The sequence below is a fragment of the Streptomyces telluris genome, assembly GCF_024519335.1.
GTDB classification, from domain to species: Bacteria; Actinomycetota; Actinomycetes; order Streptomycetales; family Streptomycetaceae; genus Streptomyces; species Streptomyces telluris.
On sequence record NZ_JANIID010000006.1, the window covers coordinates 123645 to 143164 of the forward strand.

19 protein-coding genes are annotated in these 19520 nt (G+C 72.5%); 14 read left to right on the forward strand and 5 right to left on the reverse strand.

Annotated elements, in window-relative coordinates:
- Positions 1-5 precede the first annotated feature (5 nt).
- Together NQU55_RS09200 and NQU55_RS09205 are read right to left on the reverse strand one after the other, a co-directional pair.
- Positions 6-1631, reverse strand: coding sequence for an ArnT family glycosyltransferase (locus tag NQU55_RS09200; protein ID WP_168094255.1), 1626 nt, complete (start codon positions 1629-1631; stop codon positions 6-8).
- Complete coding sequence (locus NQU55_RS09205; RefSeq protein WP_168094256.1) at positions 1628-2884, reverse strand: glycosyltransferase; 1257 nt, start codon at positions 2882-2884, stop codon at positions 1628-1630. The genes NQU55_RS09200 and NQU55_RS09205 overlap by 4 nt, the downstream gene beginning before the upstream one ends.
- A 328-nt stretch (positions 2885-3212) precedes the next feature.
- On the opposite strand from NQU55_RS09205, the gene NQU55_RS09210 reads away from it, so the two are divergent.
- Genes NQU55_RS09210 through NQU55_RS09230 form a run of 5 tightly spaced genes read left to right on the forward strand, consistent with a single transcriptional unit; the run spans position 3213 to position 7636 of the window.
- Positions 3213-3755, forward strand: a complete 543-nt coding sequence (locus tag NQU55_RS09210) for a hypothetical protein (RefSeq protein WP_168094257.1) — start codon at positions 3213-3215, stop codon at positions 3753-3755.
- 55 nt (positions 3756-3810) lie between these two features.
- Positions 3811-5154: an ATP-binding protein gene (locus NQU55_RS09215; RefSeq protein WP_168094258.1), complete on the forward strand. Its 1344-nt coding sequence runs from the start codon at positions 3811-3813 to the stop codon at positions 5152-5154.
- A gap of 2 nt (positions 5155-5156) precedes the next feature.
- Complete coding sequence (locus tag NQU55_RS09220) at positions 5157-6311, forward strand: tetratricopeptide repeat protein (protein ID WP_256790227.1); 1155 nt, start codon at positions 5157-5159, stop codon at positions 6309-6311.
- Between the two features lie 42 nt (positions 6312-6353).
- A complete protein-coding gene (locus NQU55_RS09225; protein WP_168096943.1) occupies positions 6354-6710 on the forward strand; it encodes a histidine triad nucleotide-binding protein in 357 nt (118 codons plus the stop codon).
- A gap of 11 nt (positions 6711-6721) precedes the next feature.
- Positions 6722-7636, forward strand: a complete 915-nt coding sequence (locus NQU55_RS09230; RefSeq protein WP_256790228.1) for a ribonuclease Z — start codon at positions 6722-6724, stop codon at positions 7634-7636.
- Between the two features lie 45 nt (positions 7637-7681).
- Here NQU55_RS09230 and NQU55_RS09235 read toward each other — a convergent pair whose 3' ends face one another.
- Together NQU55_RS09235 and NQU55_RS09240 are read right to left on the reverse strand one after the other, a co-directional pair.
- Positions 7682-8482, reverse strand: coding sequence for an HAD family acid phosphatase (locus tag NQU55_RS09235; protein ID WP_168095639.1), 801 nt, complete (start codon positions 8480-8482; stop codon positions 7682-7684).
- A gap of 87 nt (positions 8483-8569) precedes the next feature.
- Positions 8570-9937 carry a 6-phospho-beta-glucosidase gene (locus NQU55_RS09240; protein ID WP_168095638.1) on the reverse strand — a complete coding sequence of 456 codons (1368 nt, stop codon included), beginning with the start codon at positions 9935-9937 and terminating at the stop codon, positions 8570-8572.
- Positions 9938-10008: 71 nt separating this feature from the next.
- Here NQU55_RS09240 and NQU55_RS09245 point away from each other — a divergent pair, with 71 nt between their 5' ends.
- The 4 genes from NQU55_RS09245 to NQU55_RS09260 all read left to right on the forward strand — a co-directional run bounded on the left by NQU55_RS09245 (position 10009) and on the right by NQU55_RS09260 (position 14142).
- Positions 10009-11190 carry a carbohydrate kinase family protein gene (locus NQU55_RS09245; RefSeq protein WP_168095637.1) on the forward strand — a complete coding sequence of 394 codons (1182 nt, stop codon included), beginning with the start codon at positions 10009-10011 and terminating at the stop codon, positions 11188-11190.
- A gap of 153 nt (positions 11191-11343) precedes the next feature.
- A complete protein-coding gene (locus NQU55_RS09250) occupies positions 11344-12345 on the forward strand; it encodes a PhoH family protein (RefSeq protein WP_168095636.1) in 1002 nt (333 codons plus the stop codon).
- 7 nt (positions 12346-12352) lie between these two features.
- Positions 12353-12850, forward strand: a complete 498-nt coding sequence (ybeY, locus tag NQU55_RS09255; protein WP_168095635.1) for an rRNA maturation RNase YbeY — start codon at positions 12353-12355, stop codon at positions 12848-12850.
- The gene (locus NQU55_RS09260; protein WP_256790232.1) at positions 12847-14142 is read left to right on the forward strand and encodes a hemolysin family protein; all 1296 of its coding nucleotides are present in this window, start codon (positions 12847-12849) and stop codon (positions 14140-14142) included. The genes ybeY and NQU55_RS09260 overlap by 4 nt, the downstream gene beginning before the upstream one ends.
- 190 nt (positions 14143-14332) lie before the next feature.
- On the opposite strand, the gene NQU55_RS09265 is transcribed toward NQU55_RS09260, so the two are convergent.
- Entirely contained in the window at positions 14333-15790 is a 1458-nt protein-coding gene (locus NQU55_RS09265; RefSeq protein ID WP_168092163.1) for an MFS transporter, read from the reverse strand.
- A gap of 81 nt (positions 15791-15871) precedes the next feature.
- Between NQU55_RS09265 and NQU55_RS09270 the strand changes: the two genes are divergently transcribed.
- The 5 genes from NQU55_RS09270 to era all read left to right on the forward strand — a co-directional run bounded on the left by NQU55_RS09270 (position 15872) and on the right by era (position 19484).
- The gene (locus NQU55_RS09270) at positions 15872-16735 is read left to right on the forward strand and encodes a helix-turn-helix transcriptional regulator (RefSeq protein WP_168092164.1); all 864 of its coding nucleotides are present in this window, start codon (positions 15872-15874) and stop codon (positions 16733-16735) included.
- Positions 16736-16859: 124 nt separating this feature from the next.
- Entirely contained in the window at positions 16860-17651 is a 792-nt protein-coding gene (locus tag NQU55_RS09275; protein ID WP_168092165.1) for a hypothetical protein, read from the forward strand.
- Positions 17652-17695: 44 nt separating this feature from the next.
- The gene (locus NQU55_RS09280; RefSeq protein ID WP_168092166.1) at positions 17696-18046 is read left to right on the forward strand and encodes a cytidine deaminase-like protein; all 351 of its coding nucleotides are present in this window, start codon (positions 17696-17698) and stop codon (positions 18044-18046) included.
- Positions 18047-18049: 3 nt separating this feature from the next.
- Complete coding sequence (locus tag NQU55_RS09285) at positions 18050-18472, forward strand: hypothetical protein (RefSeq protein WP_168092167.1); 423 nt, start codon at positions 18050-18052, stop codon at positions 18470-18472.
- Between the two features lie 70 nt (positions 18473-18542).
- Entirely contained in the window at positions 18543-19484 is a 942-nt protein-coding gene (era, locus tag NQU55_RS09290; RefSeq protein WP_168092168.1) for a GTPase Era, read from the forward strand.
- Positions 19485-19520 lie beyond the last annotated feature (36 nt).

Below are 19520 nucleotides of genomic sequence, written 5' to 3' on the forward strand. Positions count from 1 at the left end.
GAGCGTCACGGGGCGACCCCGACCCGCCGGATCTCGATCCGGTCCTCTCCGCGCCCGAAGGCCGCGACCACCGTCGAGTGCTCCAACGCCCCCTTGACCACCGGAAGGTGGGAGGCGTCGCGCCGCACCGTCGGCGAGGCGACCACGTAGTCCAGGTCCTGCCACCCCCGTGGCAGCGTCCTGCTCACGGCCGGGTCCAGGTCGGCCTTGTAGAACCAGATGGCGCCCGTGCCGGGCGCGTAGCCGGCGTGCACCAGGTCGAGCCAGATCGCGTCGTCGGCGAGGACGCGCGTACGGGCGGGGTCGGGGACGTTGCCCCGGTCGGCGAGCCAGGTCTTCGCGGCGCGGTAGGGGCCGTTGACGTCGGTGGTGAGGGCGGCGCGGTCGCCGTCGTACCAGCGCGGCACCACGTACGCGGCGGCCGTCACGGCCAGCAGGACGAGCGCGGTCCAGCGCGCCGCGTACCAGCGCCGGCGGAAGCCGGGCCGGGTGCGCAGCAGCGCGCAGGCCACGGACGCGGCCGCTCCGGCGAGGGCCAGGGCCAGGAACGGCAGGGCCTGGATGACGTACATGGCCGGCAGGTAGCCCGAGGGGCGCATGGCCACGGCCGTCAGGATCAGCACGGCCAGCGCGGGCCCGGCGAGCGCCCTGCCGGTCACGGAGCGGCGGAAGGAGGCCAGGAGCACCACGGCCGCGGCGAGGCCGCCCACGGGCAGCACCCGGTCGTAGTAGAGCCAGGAGCCCAGCACGTCGTGGGCGGCGGACGAGGGGTCGAGGAGGAAGCCCGAACCGGCCCGGCTCATCTGGTACGTGATGCCGTCGACGAGCGAGACGTGCCCGGGGCCGGGGAACAGCTCGTGGTTGAGCAGAGCGAACAGCGGATACGCCAGGCCGATCAGCGCGCACACGGTGATCGCGCCCGTGAGCGCGAACTTGCGGGTGTCGCGGTGGCTGTGCCGCCACATGGTCACCAGCAGCGCGGGCAGGACGACCAGCATGGTCTCCTTCGACAGCACGGCGACCGCGGCGGTCACGCCCGCGCCGAAGTGGTGCCACAGGTGCCGGCGGGGGGAGGCGGCGAGGCAGAAGGCCAGCAGCATCCACATGACGGCGAGGTTGTCGAGGAAGATCTCCCGCTGCAGGACGACGGCGAGCGGGGACAGCCCGAACAGGGCCGTGGCCAGGCCCGCGGCCCACAGCTGCAGGCCGAGCCGGCGCGCGAGCACGTAGAGGAGGACGCAGCTCGCCGCCGTCACCACGAGCATCGCGCCACGCATCGGGGCGACCGTCAGCGACTCGGGCGAGAGGAGCGAGGGCAGCCACGTCAGCGCGGCTATCTGGAGCCAGCCCAGCGGCGGGTGGTCGTACCAGTAGGTGTAGTGGGCGAGGCCCTCGCCCTGCTGGACGGCCCACGCCTGGGCCAGGTAGGTGCCCTCGTCGTCGCTCAGGCCCGGGTAGCCGGTGATGTTCCACCCCTGGACGAGCAGGACGGCCACCAGCAGCAGACCGCACGCCAGCAGGTCGGGGCGGGAGCGGCGCAGGCGCAGCACGGGGCGGGCGGCGGCCCGGGCCGTGGCGTGGTGAGGGGCCGCCGCCGGGCGGGCCGGGGCGGCGGGGAAGGTGGCGGTCACGTCGTGACGTCCTCTCGGGTGAGGTGCGCGCCGGCGTGGGCGGTGAGCTCCCACTCGTTGCGGCCCCGCTGCTCGCGCCAGACCGCGCGGATCGCGGCTCCGGCGAGGAGCAGCTGGTAGAAGGGCCCGCCGAGGACGAGCTTGAGGTAGTGCGCGAAGCGCACGCGCAGGCCGTACTGCACGCCGAAGTCGTGCAGGCCGACGATCTCGAAGACGAAGGTGACGAAGGCGGTGACGGCCGGCAGGAAGGTGAGCACCGCGACGTACACGGGGACGTGGAGCAGGAGCGTCACCGCGATGTTGAGCGGCACGACCACGCCGGTGAAGGCCTGCAGGAACGGTGTCATCAGGGTGTAGCGGGCGAGCATCCGCTGCCCGAAGCCGGGCAGCCGGTGCCAGTCGCGCTTGCGGTAGACCTGCAGGAAGCCCTGGTTCCAGCGGGTGCGCTGCTTGAGCAGGCTCATCAGCGAGCCCGGCGTCTCCTCGCGGGTGACCATCTCGGGGTCGTAGGCGACGACGACGCGCTTGCCCTTGCTGGACAGCCGCACGCCCAGGTCGCAGTCCTCGGCGAGGCAGTCGGCGTCCCAGCCGTCCGCCTCGCGCAGCACCTCGGTGCGGACGAAGACGGTGTTGCCGCCGAGCGGGATGAAGCCCTTCTCCGCGTGCAGGTGCAGCCGGCTGCGGAACCAGAAGAAGTACTCCAGGCAGTTGCGCAGGCTGTACCAGCTGGAGTGGAAGTTGATGAGCTGGACGCCGCCCTGCACGACGTCGGCGCCGGTGCTGCGGAAGGCGTGGTCGACGTGCGCGAGCAGCGCCGGGTGCACCTGGTCCTCGGCGTCGAAGACGCCGACCACGTCGCCCAGGCAGTGGGGGAGCGCGGTGTTGAGCGCCTTGGGCTTGTTCTTCACGGCGTGCGTGTCGGTGATGACCCGGACGCGGTTGGGCGCGGCGGCGGCCATCCGCTCGGCGACCTCCGCGGTCTCCGGGTCGTCGTGCCCGACGATCACGAGGATCTCGTAGCGCGCGTGCGTGGACTCCAGCAGGCGTCTGACGGTGTGTTCGAGGACGGCCTGCTCGTGCCGGGCGGGCACCAGCAGGGAGAACGACAGGGCGCCGGTGTCACCGGCCGGCTCGAAGCGGGTCGCGGCGAGCGTCTCGGGCGTGCGCCAGGCGTGCATCTGCCACCACAGCGTGAAGGCGGCCATCCAGAACAGCGCCAGTGACACGGCGCAGACCAATACGGACGTGAGCAAAGATGTCCCCCCTAGACATGAATGCCGTGGGCGCGCCCGGCAGCGCTGAGTCAGCCACGAGCCGCGCGACGGCCAAGACCCCCGGCCGTCACCGCAGCGTTGAATGCCCCCTCACGCGACTCCCCAGTGCGCGTGTGTCCCCCTTCGCAGGAGAGAGTAAGGGGGGCGGGTGAAACTCAGGTGCGTAATTGATAAATCCTGTGTTTCCGAACTTACGGTCGATGCCGGGGAGTTGGGGCATTGCCGGACCGGTCGGGCCTTCCGCCCGGCCCCGGGGAGTGGGAAACTGCCGCGTATGCGGGCATTGAGGCGCCTACGGGGACGATCGGTGCTGTGTGCAGCGGGTGCGCTGGCACTCACGGCCGCGGCCGCGGCGGGGCTCACCGGCTGCCGTCAGGAGGGCCCGGGTGGGCTGGACTCGGTGATCGTGGCCGTGACCGCCGACAAGCGGGCCACCGGCCGCCTGGAGCACGACGGCTATCCCGTCCAGTGGCTGACCTGCACGGGCAAGGCCGAGGACCCCGGCGTGACGGAGAAGGGCGGGGCGCGGCCGGTCAACGCCGTCGGCGTCGACTGCGACGGCCGCACCAGCGGCGGGCAGAAGATCATCGTCTACGGGCGGGTGACGGGCCTCCACGACGACTCGTGCGTGCAGGGGAAGCTGACGGCGAAGGTCGACGGCAAGTCGGTCTTCACGGCGAGCGTCCTCGGCGACTGCTCGGGCAGCGGCGCGACGAACGGCGGCGGCGACTGCGGCGGCGGCAGCGGGGGCGGCAAGGGCGGCGGCGACAAGAGCACCGGCAACAACGGCGGCAAACAGGGGAAGAAGGACGACAAAAACTGGCAGGAAGGACATCACCAGTCCAAGTAGGGACATCGCCAAGCCGCCTGGAAAGCCGCCCCGGACACCCGCTTACCCTTGGTCCATGTCCGAAGAGTCCCCGCTCCTCAAGAGCCTGCGCGCGGCCGTCGACGCCGCGCCCGACGACGTGCCCCTGCGCCTGCACCTCGCCCAGCTGCTCCTCGACGCGGGGCACGTCCAGGACACGATCTCCCAGGTCGCCGCGGCCCTGCAGCGGGAACCGGGCAACGCGGAGGCACAGGCGCTGATCGCCCGCGCCGTCGCCCCGCCGGTGCCTGCTCCGGCCGCGGCCCCGGCTCCCGCACAGGCCCCCGCGCAGGCCGCGCCCGCACCCGTACCCGCGCCCGCCGAGGCCCGGGACGGCGCGCCCGCCGAACAGCCCCGCTACGACTGGAAGCAGGCCGAGGACGAGCTGTCCGACGTCATCCCGCCGCGCTTCGTGGAGTCCCCGGAGCCGGAGCCCGGTCAGCAGCCACAGCCACAGCCGCTGTCCGCCGACGGCGAGGACGACCCGGCCGGGGTGAGCGCCTGGGACGTCGAGAACGCGGAGCTCTCCCTCGCCGACGTCGGCGGCATGGACCAGGTCAAGGAGCGCCTCCAGGCCGCCTTCCTCGCCCCCATGCGCAACCCCGAACTGCGCAGGCTCTACGGCAAGAGCCTGCGCGGCGGACTGCTGATGTACGGGCCGCCCGGCTGCGGCAAGACGTACATCGCCCGCGCCGTCGCCGGCGAGCTGGGCGCCCGCTTCATGTCGGTCAGCATCACCGACGTCCTCGACATGTGGATCGGCAACTCCGAGCGCAACCTGCGCGAACTCTTCGAGACGGCCCGCCGCAACGCCCCTTGCGTCGTCTTCCTCGACGAGCTGGACGCCCTCGGCGCCAAGCGCAGCCAGCTCCGCCACTCCGGCCTGCGCACCACGGTCAACCAGCTGCTGACCGAGCTGGACGGCGTGGACGCCCGGGCCAACGAGGGCCTGTTCGTGCTCGCCGCCACCAACCACCCCTGGGACGTCGACCCCGCCCTGCGCCGCCCCGGCCGCCTGGACCGCACGGTGCTGGTGCTGCCGCCCGACGAGTCCGCCCGCGAGTCGATCCTGCGCCACCACCTCAAGGACCGCCCGGTGGCCCGCATCGACCTGCGCAAGCTGGTCAAGCGCACGGACGGCTTCTCCGGCGCGGACCTGCGCCACCTGTGCGAGAGCGCGGCCGAGCGCGCCCTGATGGACTCGGTCCGCACCGGCCAGGCCCGCATGATCGAGACCGACGACCTGCTCGCGGCCCTCACCCAGCTCCGGCCCTCGACGGGCCCGTGGTTCGACTCGGCCCGCAGCGTCGCCCAGTTCGCCAACGAAGGCGGGCAGTACGACGAGCTGCTGGCCTACCTCAAGAAGAAGAGGATGCTCTGAGCGTGAGCGACACCCCGTACGGCGGCGGCCACCCGAACGTGGCCCGAGCCGAGGCGCTGCTGAGCGTCGGCCGCGTCGAGGACGCCTGTGACCTTCTCACCGCGCACACGAAGGAGGTCTCCCACAAGGACGCCGACGTCTACGCCCTGCTCGCCTGCTGCTTCTACCGGACGCAGAAGTGGCCCGCGTCCCTGGTCATGGCGGAGTCCGCGCTCAGCCTCAACCCGTCCCACACCGACGGCCACATCTACCGCAGCGAGGCGCTGTGGCGCCTCGGCCGCGCGGACGAGGCCGTCACCGCGGCCCGCGAGGCGATACGGATCTCGCCGCACCACCAGACGCCCTACCAGTCGCTGTCGGCGGCACTGCGCGCCACCGGCGATCTCGACGGAGCCCTGGCGGCCGCGAACGAGTCCGTGCGCGTCAGCCCGGAGTCCGTGAACGCGCACTTCGCCCGGTACTCGGTCCTGATGGACATGGACGACAAGGCCGGTGCGCAGCAGGTGATGCGCGACGTCCTGAGCTTCGCCCCCGAAGACGCGGACGCGCGCGCCATCCTCGCGGGGCTCAGGGACGAGGCCCGCGAGCTCAGGCTGCCGGAGCTGGCCAAGGAGTACACCGCCGCACTGGGGTCCGACCCCACGAGCGCGTTCATCACCGCCAAGCTGGAGGACGTCGCCCTGCGCCTGGTGCGCCGCACCCGCTGGGTCGCGCTGGTCTGCCTCGTCTACGCGGCCGTCGTCTCCCGGGCCTTCCCGACCGGCGACGACCCCACCTCCCTGCCCGCGCCGCTCGGCCCGCGCATGTGGTTCTTCTTCCTGATGTGCGTGGGCTGGGGGCTGTGCGTCTGGCGCACGTACTTCAAACTGCCGAAGGGCGCCCAGCTGACCCTGCTGTCGGTGATCCGGCGCGCCTTCGCCGCGAAGCTGGCCGTGGCGCACTCGCTGTGGGGCACGCTCTGCGCGGTGCTGCTGGTGACCGTGCCGTGGACGGACCGCGGCTACGAGCAGGCGCTCGCGTGGATCGGCGGGGTGCCCGTGGTGCTCGCCATGTGGTGGGGCAACGCCCGGCGGCGCAACGAGCGCGAGGAGGCCGAGAAGGCGAAGCAGAAGCGGCTGAAGAGCGCCCGCGAGAGGGAATCGCAGGCCGCCCGGTAACATCCGGACGGTACGAGCCGACGACGCGTGAGGAGCCCACCGGTGGCGGGAGAACCGCAGGCCGACTGCCTGTTCTGCAAGATCGTCAAGGGGGAGGTGCCGGCGACGGTCGTCAAGGAGACGGAGACCACCCTCGCCTTCCAGGACATCAACCCCCAGGCGCCCGTGCACGTCCTGGTCATCCCCAAGGTGCACTACCCGGACGCGGGCTCCCTCGCCGCGGCCGAGCCGGCGATCGCCGCCGACGTGCTGAGGACCGCGGGCGAGGTGGCTCTCCAGGAGAACGGGGACAAGGGCTTCCGCATCGTCTTCAACACCGGCGCCGGCGCCGGCCAGACCGTCTTCCACGCGCACGCCCACGTCCTCGGCGGCCGTGGCTTCAACTGGCCCCCCGGGTAGGAAGAACCCCCTTGTCCGTACGTGAACTCGTCGTCCTGGGCACCGCCAGCCAGGTGCCCACCCGGCACCGCAACCACAACGGCTACGTCCTGCGCTGGGACGGCACCGGTCTGCTCTTCGACCCGGGCGAGGGCACCCAGCGCCAGATGCTGCGCGCCGGGGTGGCGGCGCACGACCTGAACCGGCTGTGCGTCACCCACTTCCACGGCGACCACTCCCTCGGCCTCGCCGGGGTGATCCAGCGCATCAACCTGGACCAGGTGCCGCACACCGTCACCGCGCACTACCCGCGCAGCGGCAAGCGCTTCTTCGAGCGCCTGCGGTACGCCACCGCCTACCGGGAGACGGTGCAACTGGCCGAGGAGCCCGTCTCCGGCGCGGGCGGGGTGCTCGCGGAGGAGCCCTCGTACCGCCTGGAGGCCCGCAAGCTCTCCCACCCGGTCGAGTCCTACGGCTACCGCCTGGTCGAGCCCGACGGCCGGCGCATGCTGCCCGAGCGGCTCGCCGCGCACGGCATCGCCGGCCCGGACGTCGGCCGGCTGCAGCGCGAGGGCGCGGTCGGCGGGGTCACCCTGGACGAGGTGAGCGAGGTCCGGCGCGGGCAGCGGTTCGCGTTCGTGATGGACACCCGGCTGTGCGACGGCGTGTACGAGCTCGCCGAGGGCTGCGACATGCTCGTCATCGAGTCGACGTTCACCGACGAGGACGCGGCCCTCGCCGCGGACCACGGCCACCTGACGGCCGGCCAGGCCGGCCGGGTCGCCGCGGAGTCGGGCGTGCGCCATCTCGTGCTGACGCACTTCTCGCAGCGGTACGACGACCCCGCGGTCTTCGAACGGCAGGCCCGGGCGGCGGGCTTCGAGGGCGACCTGACGGTGGCCCGGGACCTCATGCGGATCCCGGTACCGAAGCGTTCGCTCAACTAGAGCCTGTCCGGCGATCGAGGACCGGGGTCCGGGGCGGAGCCCCGGTTACGGAAGGAAATACATGGGGTTCGGCAGCTTGTAGGTGTGCTGCGCGTACCCGCCCTGCAGGTCGCTGTACTGGTCGCCGAAGTTGGCGACGATGCGGTAGCCCTGGGACTCGATGTGCTTGCGCGTGCCCGCCTTGTACTCGACGGTGGTGCACTTGGCGCCGCACGGCAGGTACGCCGGCGGCGTCTTCTTGTTCTTCAGGTAGAAGTGCGCGGGGTCGGCGGCGGGCTTGTAGCCGGCGTTCTTGAGGTTGCGCACGCTCCAGTCGCGCTGGTGCTCGCCGCGGCCGGTGACGTAGAAGACCGTGATGCCCTTGGACTGCGCCCAGTTGACCAGCTTCGGCATGCCGAAGACCGGGGCCATGTCGGTGGACTTCAGGTACGCGTCCTGGGACTCGGGCGTGAAGTGGAAGCCGACCTGGAGCTCGTAGTTGTAGGTGAGCAGGGTCGTGTCGTCGAGGTCGAGGACGATGGCGGGCTTGGCGCCCTTGTCGCCCTTGCCCGCCTGGTTCTTGACGACCTTCTCCAGCTGCGCCTTCGCCTTCTTCTCGATGTCGGCGACCTGCTTGGCGTAGTTGCTGTCGGGCGACGCGTGGTGCTGGCCGTTCTTGTCGACCGTGTCGCCGTAGTAGGCCTTGATCTTGTCCGTCACCTTGGTGAGGTTCGGGATCTCCTTGTCCGTGCGCGGAGCGGAGTGCTCCGCGCTGGCCGCGCCGGCCGTGTAGAGGCCGGCGCCGACGGCGAGTGCGGCGCCGGCCGCGGCGATGCGGGCGCGCTTGGACGCAAGGCTGAGCTGCACGTGTGTACTCCTGAGTAGCGAGGGCGGTGCAGCGCGAAGCTAGGGCCTTGCCGGGTGCAGGTCAAGCATCTGCAGGTCAAGCCGTGTCTACGCGGGTAGGGGCGTGGTCTCCCCTCCCGGGCGCCGGACGGGCCCGCGCCCGGCCCGCGCCAGGATGCGGGCCGCGACCGCCGGCGAGTCGACCAGCGGGTGCAGGGCGAGGGCGCGCAGCGCCGCGTCGCGGTCCTCGTGCACCGCGGCCGCGATCGTGGCCCGCTCGACCGCCTTGAGCTGCAGCATCAGTCCCAGCTGGTCCTCGCGCAGGGGCTTGCACGGCAGGGGGCGGGCGCCCCGGGCGTCCACTTCGCAGACCGTCTCGATGATGGCCTCGGGGGCCAGCCCGGGGACGGTCGTGCCGTTGGGGACGTTGAGGATCAGGCGCGCGGGCTCGTCCCGGGCGATGGCCCGCATCAGTTCGAGCGCGACCTTGTCGTAGCCGCCGCCGTCCAGGTCGCAGGAGTCCCGCTGCCAGCCGCCGCTGGCCGCGCGGCTCTCGGCCATGTAGGTGGACTCGCGCTGCAGCCGGGTGCGCTCCCACAGCTCGTACGAGCGCTCCGGCGTGGCCGCCGCCTCGGTGAAGAAGCCGCTCTGCTGCTGGTCGAGGAACTGACCCCGGGTCTCGGGGGATTCCAGCACCGAGCGCAGGGTCTCGCGGCGGAAGTAGTAGTAGTGCAGGTATTCGTTGGGCAGCGAGCCCAGGGCGCGCAGCCAGTCCGCGCCGAAGAGCTTGCCCTCCTCGAAGGAGGCGAGGGCCTCGTCGTCCGCGAGCAGGCGCGGCAGCAGGTCCTCGCCGTCGACGCACAGCGATCTGAGCCAGCCCAGGTGGTTGAGTCCCACGTAGTCGAAGGTCACCCGATCCGGGTCGGCTCCGGCGGCCCGCGCCGCCCGGCGCACCAGCCCCACGGGTGAATCGCAGATGCCGATGACCCGCCGCCCCAGAACGGCCGACATCGCCTCCGTCACCATGCCCGCCGGGTTGGTGAAGTTGATGACCCAGGCGTCGGGGGCGACCGCCGCCACCCGTTCCGCGATCTCCAGGGCCACCAGCACCGTGCGCAGCCCGTACAGGACCCCGCCCGCGCCGACGGTCTCCTGCCCCAACACCCCTTCGCTCAGGGGGATCCGCTCGTCCAGCACCCGGCCGGCCGTGCCGCCCACCCGGATGGCCGAGAACACGAAGTCGGTGCCGCGCAGCGCGTCGTCCAGGTTGTGCGCGATGCGCACGGAGGGGGCGCCGGGCACCCCGTCGGCCTGCGCCGCCAGCACCGAAGCGATCACTCTCATGCGCATGGAATCGGTGTCGTAGAGCACGAGTTCCGTACAGCGGCCCGGGGTGTCGCGCCGCGCGTCGTCCAGGAGGGCCCGGTGCACCAGAGGCACCCGGAACCCGCCACCGCCGAGAATCGTCAGCCTCATATTCCGGAAGGTACCTCAGCATCGGGCACACTGTCCGGATCCGCACCCCGTGAGAGGAGCAGCGAGCGCGTATGACGACCTCTTCGCCCCACTCGACGCCCCGGCAGGACATCCGGAACGGGCACTGCCCGGGCGAGCGCACCGAGGGATTCGAGTTCCAGGGGGCGGCTCCCGTCCTCGACCCGCTGGCGGAGGTCCGCTCGGCGGACGACCCGCCCACCGACGTGTACCTGACCGGAACGGTCTTCCTCGACATCATCTTCACGGGCCTGGACTCGGCCCCCGTGCGCGGCACGGAGTCCTGGGCACGCGGCATGGGGTCGAGCCCGGGCGGCATCGCCAACATGGCCACCGCCCTGGCCCGGCTGGGCCTGCGCACCTCCCTCGCCGCGGCCTTCGGGGACGACATGTACGGCGAGTACTGCTGGGAGGCGCTCGCGCAAGGGGAGGGGATCGATCTCGGCCTGTCGCGCACGGTGGCCGGCTGGCACTCGCCGGTGACCGTCTCGATGGCCTACGAGGGCGAGCGGACGATGGTCTCGCACGGGCACGAGGCGCCGCCGCCCGGTGACGGAGGGGTGCCCGCGCCCGAGTGCCCGCCGTCCTCGCGAGCCTGCGTGGCCCTGCTGGTGCCGGGCCGCGAGGAGGAGTGGATCGCCCGGGCGGCGGCCCGCGGCAGCAGGGTCTTCGCGGACGTCGGCTGGGACGAGACCGGCCGCTGGGACCCGGCCGACCTGGCGGGCCTGGAGCACTGCGAGGCCTTCCTGCCCAACGCGGAGGAGGCCATGCGCTACACCCGCACCGACTGCCCCCGGGCCGCCGCCCGCGCGCTCGCCGAGAAGGTGCCGGTCGCCGTCGTCACGATGGGGGAGAAGGGCGCCTTCGCGGTCGACAGCCGCACGGGGGAGAGCGCGGAGGTCCCGGCGATCGCCGTCGAGGCGCTCGACCCCACGGGCGCCGGCGACGTCTTCGTCGCGGGCTTCGTCACGGGCACCCTGGCCGGCTGGCCGCTCGCCGACCGGCTCGCCTTCGCCGGGCTGACGGCCGCCCTTTCCGTACAGGAATTCGGAGGGTCGCTGTCGGCCCCCGGGTGGGTCGAGATCGCCGCCTGGTGGAAGCACGTGCGGTCCTACGACGACCAGAGCCCGGCCGTGCGCCGCCGCTACGCCTTCCTCGACGGCCTGCTGCCCGCGGCCGCCCGGCCCTGGCCGCTGCGCCGGGCGGTCCCCACGCTCGGTTTCCGCAGACCGTAGCCGCGGGGGCCCGCGCGGGCGGGCCCCGTGCAGCCGGAAAAGCCCTCGGGCCCGTGCGCCTGCCGTCGTACCCTGGTATTCCAAGGATTTCCGGACACCGTCCGGACACAGGAGTGCAGAGAAGAGGCGATGAGCAGGCCATCGGGCCGGCCCATGACGCAGACACCCACACGACCGCAGGCGACGGCGAGGTTCACGGTCCCGGCCAAGCACCCCATGGTGACGGTCCTGGGCTCGGGGGACTCCCTCCTGCGGGTCATCGAGAAAGCGTTCCCGTCGACGGACATCCACGTACGGGGCAATGAGGTAAGCGCCACCGGGGAGCCGCGGGAAGTCGCCCTCGTGCAGCGCCTGTTCGACGAGATGATGCTGGTGCTCCGCACGGGTGCGCCGATGACGGAGGACGCGGTGGAACGCTCGATCGCCATGCTCAGGGACGAGGAGCAGGGGGCCGAGACCCCCGCCGAGGTCCTCACCCAGAACATCCTCTCCAGCCGCGGCCGCACCATCCGGCCCAAGACGCTCAACCAGAAGCGCTACGTCGACGCGATCGACAAGCACACGGTCGTCTTCGGCATCGGCCCCGCCGGCACCGGCAAGACCTACCTGGCCATGGCCAAGGCGGTCCAGGCCCTGCAGTCCAAGCAGGTCAACCGGATCATCCTGACCCGGCCGGCCGTCGAGGCGGGCGAGCGGCTCGGCTTCCTGCCCGGCACGCTCTACGAGAAGATCGACCCCTACCTGCGCCCGCTCTACGACGCGCTGCACGACATGCTCGACCCCGACTCCATCCCGCGCCTGATGGCGGCGGGGACGATCGAGGTCGCGCCGCTCGCGTACATGCGCGGCCGCACCCTCAACGACGCCTTCATCATCCTGGACGAGGCCCAGAACACCAGCCCCGAGCAGATGAAGATGTTCCTCACCCGGCTCGGCTTCGACTCCAAGATCGTCATCACGGGCGACATCACCCAGGTCGACCTCCCCGGCGGTACGAAGAGCGGCCTGCGCCAGGTGCGGGAGATCCTCGAAGGGGTGGAGGACGTCCACTTCTCCCTGCTCACCAGCAACGACGTCGTCCGGCACAAGCTCGTCGGCCGTATTGTCGACGCGTACGAGCAGTACGACAGCCGAAACGAAAGCACCCCCCGGTAAAAACACGATGGCTATCGACGTCAACAACGAATCCGGCACGGACATCGACGAGCAGGCGGTCCTCGACATCGCCCGCTACGCCCTGGCCCGGATGCGCATCCACCCGCTCTCCGAACTCTCGGTCATCGTTGTCGACGCCGAAGCCATGGAGCAGCTCCACATCCAGTGGATGGACCTGCCCGGCCCGACCGACGTGATGTCCTTCCCGATGGACGAGCTCCGTCCCCCGGCCAAGGACGACGACGAGCCCCCCCAGGGCCTCCTCGGCGACATCGTGCTGTGCCCGGAGGTCGCCGAGAAGCAGGGCCTGGACGCGCCGACCCGGCACTCCATGGACGAGGAGCTCCAGCTGCTCACCGTCCACGGCGTCCTCCACCTCCTCGGCTACGACCACGAGGAGCCCGACGAGAAGGCCGAGATGTTCGGCCTCCAGGCCGCCATCGTCGACGGCTGGCGGGCCGAGCGCGGGATCGAGGGGCCCTCCCCGGCGCCCACGATCACGTGAGCGGCCAACTGATCGCGGTCGCGGTCCTCCTCCTGGTCGTGGCCTGGCTCGCCGCCTGCGCCGAGGCCGGCCTCGCGCGGACCACCCGGTTCCGCGCGGAGGAGGCCGTCCGCTCCGGGCGGCGCGGCAGCGCCCGGCTGATGGCCGTCGCCGCCGACCCCACCCGCTACCTGAACGTGGCCCTGCTCGTCCGCGTCGCCTGCGAGATGGCGGCCGGCGTGCTGGTCACCTACGCCTGCCTGCAGGAGTTCGAGAAGACCTGGCAGGCGCTGACCGTCGCCATCGCCGTCATGGTCCTCGTCTCCTACGTGGCCGTCGGCGTCTCCCCGCGCACCATCGGGCGCCAGCACCCGCTGGGCACCGCCACCGCGGCCGCCTACGTCCTGCTGCCGCTCGCCCGCGTCATGGGCCCGGTGCCGCAGCTGCTGATCCTCATCGGCAACGCCCTCACCCCCGGCAAGGGCTTCCGCAAGGGCCCCTTCGCCTCCGAGGCCGAGCTGCGGGCGATGGTCGACCTCGCGGAGAAGGAGTCCCTGATCGAGGACGAGGAGCGCCGCATGGTGCACTCCGTCTTCGAGCTCGGCGACACCCTCGTGCGCGAGGTGATGGTGCCGCGCACGGACCTCGTCGTCATCGAGCGCGGCAAGACCATCCGCCAGGCCCTCACCCTCGCCCTGCGCTCCGGCTTCTCCCGGATCCCGGTCACCGGCGAGAGCGAGGACGACATCGTGGGCGTCGTCTACCTCAAGGACCTCGTCCGCAAGACGCACATCAGCCGGGACGCGGAGTCCGAGCTGGTCTCCACCGCGATGCGGCCCGCCGTCTTCGTGCCCGACACGAAGAACGCGGGGGACCTGCTGCGGGAGATGCAGCAGCAGCGCAACCACTGCGCCGTCGCCATCGACGAGTACGGCGGCACCGCCGGCATCGTCACCATCGAGGACATCCTCGAGGAGATCGTCGGCGAGATCACCGACGAGTACGACCGCGAGCTGCCGCCCGTCGAGGAGCTCGGCGACGGCCGCTACCGCGTCACCGCCCGCCTCGACCTCGGCGACCTCGGCGAGCTCTACGGCTTCGACGAGCTCGACGACGAGGACGTGGAGACGGTCGGCGGCCTGCTGGCCAAGTCCCTGGGCCGGGTGCCGATCGCGGGCGCGGTGGCCGAGGTCGACCTCGCCGGCTACGGGCTCGGGGAGCCCGGCGGCATCACCGGCCTCCGCCTGACCGCGGAGGCTGCGGCGGGCCGCCGGAACCGGATCGTGACGGTGCTGGTCGAACCGGTTCGCTAGGGCGCTGTGCCTCGCGGGATACGCGCGGGTTCCACCAGGCCGGCCATTCCGCCGGACCCACGCCGTGGAGGTGCCTCGCCGTTGCGGCGGCCTCTTTCTTCCGCCGCAACGGCGAGGCACCACGACGTGGCCGACCGGCGGTGCCGTGCCGGGCACGGCACCGCCGGTCGCAGGGGGCAGCCCTGCACGGTCAGCGTGCTGCGCTCCGGCCGCGCAGGCCCACCGCCACCAGGACCGCCACCGCCGCCACGATCGCCGCGTCCACGCCCAGGCCCAGGCGGATGCCGCCCAGCGTCGCCGACGCGAAGCCGGCACCGCCGTCCTGGAGCGAAGCCGTCCGCGCGGCGGAGACCGCGCTCAGCAGCGGGATCCCGATCGTGAGCCCGACCTGCTGCGAGCTGGTCACCAGCCCCGTGGCCAGGCCCTGCTCGGTGTCCGGCAGGCCCGACGTCGCCGTCACCCCGTAGGCGACGATCGCCCACAGGTGCCCGATGCAGGCGACGCTCGCCGCGACCAAGGCCAGCCACGCACCCGAGGCGTCCTGCCCCAGGGCGAGCAGCGCGGCCGAGAAGACGGCCTGGACGGCCAGGCCGGCGAGGAGCGTGGTGCGGGCGCCGAAGCGGGCGATGACCCGCGGCGCGGTCATGCCGGCGGCGACGGCGAAGACGCCCTGCACGCCGAAGACCAGGCCCGTGCGGAAGGCCGAGAGTTCCAGCACCTCCTGCAGGTAGAGGGTGAGCAGGAAGACGACGGTGCTCATCATCGCGAAGGTGACCAGCCCGGCCAGGTTCCCCCAGGCGACCGTCCGCCGCCGCAGCATCGGCAGGGAGACCAGCGGCTCGGCGGCCCGGGACTCGACGACGACGAACGCCACGAGCAGGACGGCGCCCAGGACGAGCGAGACGAGGACGTCCGCGCCCCCGAAGCCCCGCTGGGCCGCGGTCGACAGCCCGTAGATGAGGGCCAGCAGACCGCCGGTGACGGTCACCGCGCCCGGTATGTCGACCCGGGGCCGCTGCGGGTGCCGGGACTCGGTGAGCAGACCGGGCGCGAGCGCGAGGATGCCGAGGCCGGCCACGGCCAGCAGGCCCATCGTCGAGCGCCAGCCGAGCGTGTCGGTCATGACGCCGCCGAGCACCATGCCGATGGTGAAGCCGAGGGAGAGCAGGGTGCCGCTGATGCCGAGCGCGCGTTCGCGCTGCGGGCCCTCGGCGAAGGTCGTGGTCAGCAGCGACATGCCGGTCGGCACGATGACGGCCGCGCCGAGCCCCTGCAGGGCGCGCCCGGCGAGGAAGACGGCCGGGGCCCAGGCGAGCGTGGCGAGCACGGAGGCCGCGGTGAACAGCGCGAGCCCGGACAGGAAGACGCGCCGCCGCCCGTACAGGTCGGCGATCCGGCCGGAGAGCAGCAGGAAGCCGCCGGAGGGCAGGGCGAAGGCGGTGACCGCCCACTGCAGGTCGGCCTGGCCCATGCCGAGGTCGTCGCCCAGGACGGGCAGGGCCACGTTCAGGATGGAGAAGTCGAGGGCCACGATGAACTGCGCGGCGCACAGCACGAGCAGGACCAGCTTGTCGCGGGCGGACATGCCCGGGCCGGCCGCGGCGGCCGCGCCGGCTGGGGTCGTACGGGGAGGGGAGTCGATCGCCATGCGCCCACCTTCCGGCGCGCGGAAGAAACGTGGGGAGAGCGTGCTTATGGTGGTGGCCGCACCACCAGGCAAGGGGGAGAGATGACCGTACAGACGCGTCGTCGCCAAGAGCTGCGTGAGTTCCTGATGACCCGTCGGGCCCGGGTGTCCCCGGCCGACGTGGGACTGCCGGACGGCGGGGGCCGCCGGCGCACGCCCGGGCTGCGCCGCGAGGAGGTCGCGGTCCTCGCGGGCGTGGGCGCCTCCTGGTACCAATGGCTGGAGCAGGGGCGGGACATCACCGTCTCGCCGCAGGTGCTGGACTCCGTGGCGAACGTGCTCAAGCTGAGCGGCGACGAGCGACGGCACCTCTACGTGCTCGCCGGGCTGAACCCGCCGCAGCCGCAGTCCCCGGACCCGGACTACCTGTGCGAGGGCCTGCAGCGGCTGATCGACGGCTGGATGCCGTACCCGGCGCACATCATGGACCCGTACTGGAACCTGGTCGCCTTCAACGACTCGGCCCGCATGGTCATCGGCTTCCGCCGCAAGCCGCGGCCCAACTGCCTGGTCGACTTCTTCACCGACCCCGCCTACCGCGCCCGCGCGGCGAACTGGGAGCAGAACGCCCGGCGGGTCGTCGCCCAGTACCGCGCCGCGTGCTCGGAGCGCCCGGACGACGAGGGGTTCCAGGAGATCGTGGCGGAGGTGTCCGCGGCGAGCCCGGAGTTCGTGGAGCTGTGGGCGCAGGGCGACGTGCAGGCGGGCGGCCAGCTGGTCAAGGAGTTCGACCACCCGGTGGCCGGGCACCTGTACCTGGAGAGCACGCACCTGCGCGTGCCGGCCCGGCCCGACCTGACGATCGTCATGCACAACCCGGTGGCGGACACGGGCACGGCCGCGAAGCTGGAGTGGCTCGTCTCGCCGGAGGGACGGCGGGGCGGCATGTACTCGGTCGCGGGCTGACGGGGCTGACGGGGCCGGCGCGGGCCGCCGAGGGCCGCCGAGGCAGGGGGAGGGGCCGCCGGAGTCCAGGGGCTTTGCCTTGGGCATACTTCGGGCAGACCCTCCCTTTACCTAAGGATTCCTCGTGTCCGCTGCCCTGCGCCGTGGCGCCCTCGCCGCCTTCGCCGCCGCGTCCCTCCTGGCCCTCTCCGCCTGCGGCGACGGCGGCAAGGACGGGAAGCAGCCCTCCGCCGCGCCGAGCGGCGGCCCGGCCACCGGCGGCACCGCCCCCGCCCCGGGCGCCCCGGGCAAGGACAAGGGGGCCCGCCCCCTCACCGCCGGGCAGGCCAAGGCGGCCCTGCTCACGCCCGGCGACCTGGCCTCCGGCTGGGAGGTGAACAAGGACATCCCGGCCTACGACGTCGGCGCGACCGGCATGCAGTTCGGCAAGGCCGACAAGGCCGCCTGCCAGCCCCTGCTCGACGTCTTCGTCGGCGCGGACAACGGCCCCAAGGCACAGGCCCACGCCATGACCGACCTCAAGCAGGCCGGCGACACCAAGATCCAGATGACCCAGGGCGTCACCTCCTACCAGGAGGCCGAGGCCGTCAGGATCATGCAGCAGAAGATCGACTTCGGTGCCTGCGGGAAGTTCGCGGCCAAGGGCGCCGACGGCACCACGGACCAGGCGGCCGGCAGCGAGCTGACCGTGCCCGCGCTCGGCGACGGGGCCCGCGGCGTGCGGGTGGTCTTCGCCGCGACCGAGCAGGGCGTGAGCATCCAGCACGACATCGCGGCCGTCCGCGTCGGCGGCACCGTCGTGACCGTCTCCCAGGCGAGCTTCACCACCGCCGACACGGCCGCCTTCGAGTCGTCCCTGCGCAAGGCCGTCGAGAAGGTGCGGCAGGCGCAGTCGAAGGCCGGCGGCAAGGCCTGATCCCGGGGCGATCGGACGGACCGGCGCTGCTTATGCTCCCCGGTATGACGGAGACCACGCTGGACCCCGAAGACCGCAAGATCATCACGCTGGCCCGCTCCGCGCGCGCCCGCAACGGTGTGCCCGAGGGCGCCGCCGTGCGCGACGAGACCGGTCGCACGTACGTGGCCGGCACGGTCGCGCTCGACTCGCTGCGGCTCAGCGCGCTGCGGACCGCGGTCGCCATGGCCGTCGCGAGCGGCGCGAAGTCCCTGGAGGCCGCGGCCGTCGTCTCCGAGGCGGACGCCGTCCCCTCGGAGGACCGCGCGGCCGTGCGCGACCTGGGCGGCCCCGCCACCCCTGTGCTCCTGGCGGGCCCCGACGGCACCCTGCGCAGCAGAGTCGACGCGGGCTGAGCCGTGGCACGGAACGAGAACCCGGCCGGCTTCGCCTGGTTCATGATCGTGGTGTCGGTCCTCCTCACGCTCGGCCTGGCCGTCGACTGGGCCGACGGCGAGGGCTTCGACTGGACGACGGCCGCCTGGCTGTTCGTCCTGTGGCCGTACGCCCTGGGGGACGTGCTGCGCGCCCGCGGCCGCCGCCGGGCCGCCGGCCGCGTCGGCACCGTGGCGAACTGGAGCCCGTTCCCGGCCACCGCCGTCCTGTGGACCGGGCTCGTCCTCGGCTGGACGCGCGGCGAGGGCACGGACTGGTTCGCCCTCGCGGGCGCCCTCCTGCTGCCCGCCGCCGGGGCGCTGTGGCTCGCGGCCAAGGTGGCCGAGCGGCGCCGCGAGGCCAGGCTGGCCGCGCGGCGCCTGCGGCGGGCCGGGGCGGGGGCGTAGGCCTCCCGGTCCGTCCGGGCGGACGGGCCGCTGGTCGGCGGGTGGGCCGGGATCGGGGAGAATGGCCGGTATGGATAACGCCTCGTCCCCCTCCCGGGCCCCCCACCGCGCGGGCTTCGCGTGCTTCGTCGGCCGCCCCAACGCGGGCAAGTCGACCCTGACCAACGCGCTGGTGGGGACGAAGGTCGCGATCACCTCCAACCGTCCGCAGACCACGCGCCACACCGTGCGCGGCATCGTGCACCGGCCCGACGCCCAGCTGGTGCTCGTCGACACCCCCGGTCTGCACAAGCCGCGCACGCTCCTGGGCGAGCGGCTCAACGACGTGGTCCGCACCACCTGGGCCGAGGTCGACGTCATCGGCTTCTGCCTGCCGGCCGACCAGAAGCTCGGCCCCGGCGACCGCTTCATCGCGAGCGAGCTGGCCGGGATCAAGAAGACCCCGAAGATCGCCATCGCCACCAAGACGGACCTGGTGGACTCCAAGGCGCTCGCCGAGCAGCTGATCGCCATCCAGCAGCTGGGCGAGGAGCTGGGCATCCAGTGGGCGGAGATCGTCCCGGTCTCCGCGGTGGGCGACAAGCAGGTGTCGCTGCTGGCGGACCTGATCGCGCCGATGCTGCCGGAGAGCCCGCCGCTCTACCCCGAGGGCGACCTCACCGACGAGCCCGAGCAGGTCATGGTGGCCGAGCTGATCCGCGAGGCCGCGCTGGAGGGCGTCCGCGACGAGCTGCCGCACTCCATCGCCGTCGTCGTCGAGGAGATGCTGCCGCGGGAGGACCGGCCGGCGAACAAGCCGCTGCTGGACATCCACGCCAACGTCTACATCGAACGCCCCAGCCAGAAGGGCATCATCATCGGCCCGAAGGGCGCCCGCCTCAAGGAGGTGGGCATGAAGTCCCGCAAGCACATCGAGGCGCTCCTGGGTACCCCGGTCTACCTGGACCTGCACGTGAAGGTCGCCAAGGACTGGCAGCGCGACCCGAAGCAACTGCGGAAGCTGGGCTTCTAGCGGCAGCCGCTCCGAGGGCCGAGACCGGGCCCTGCT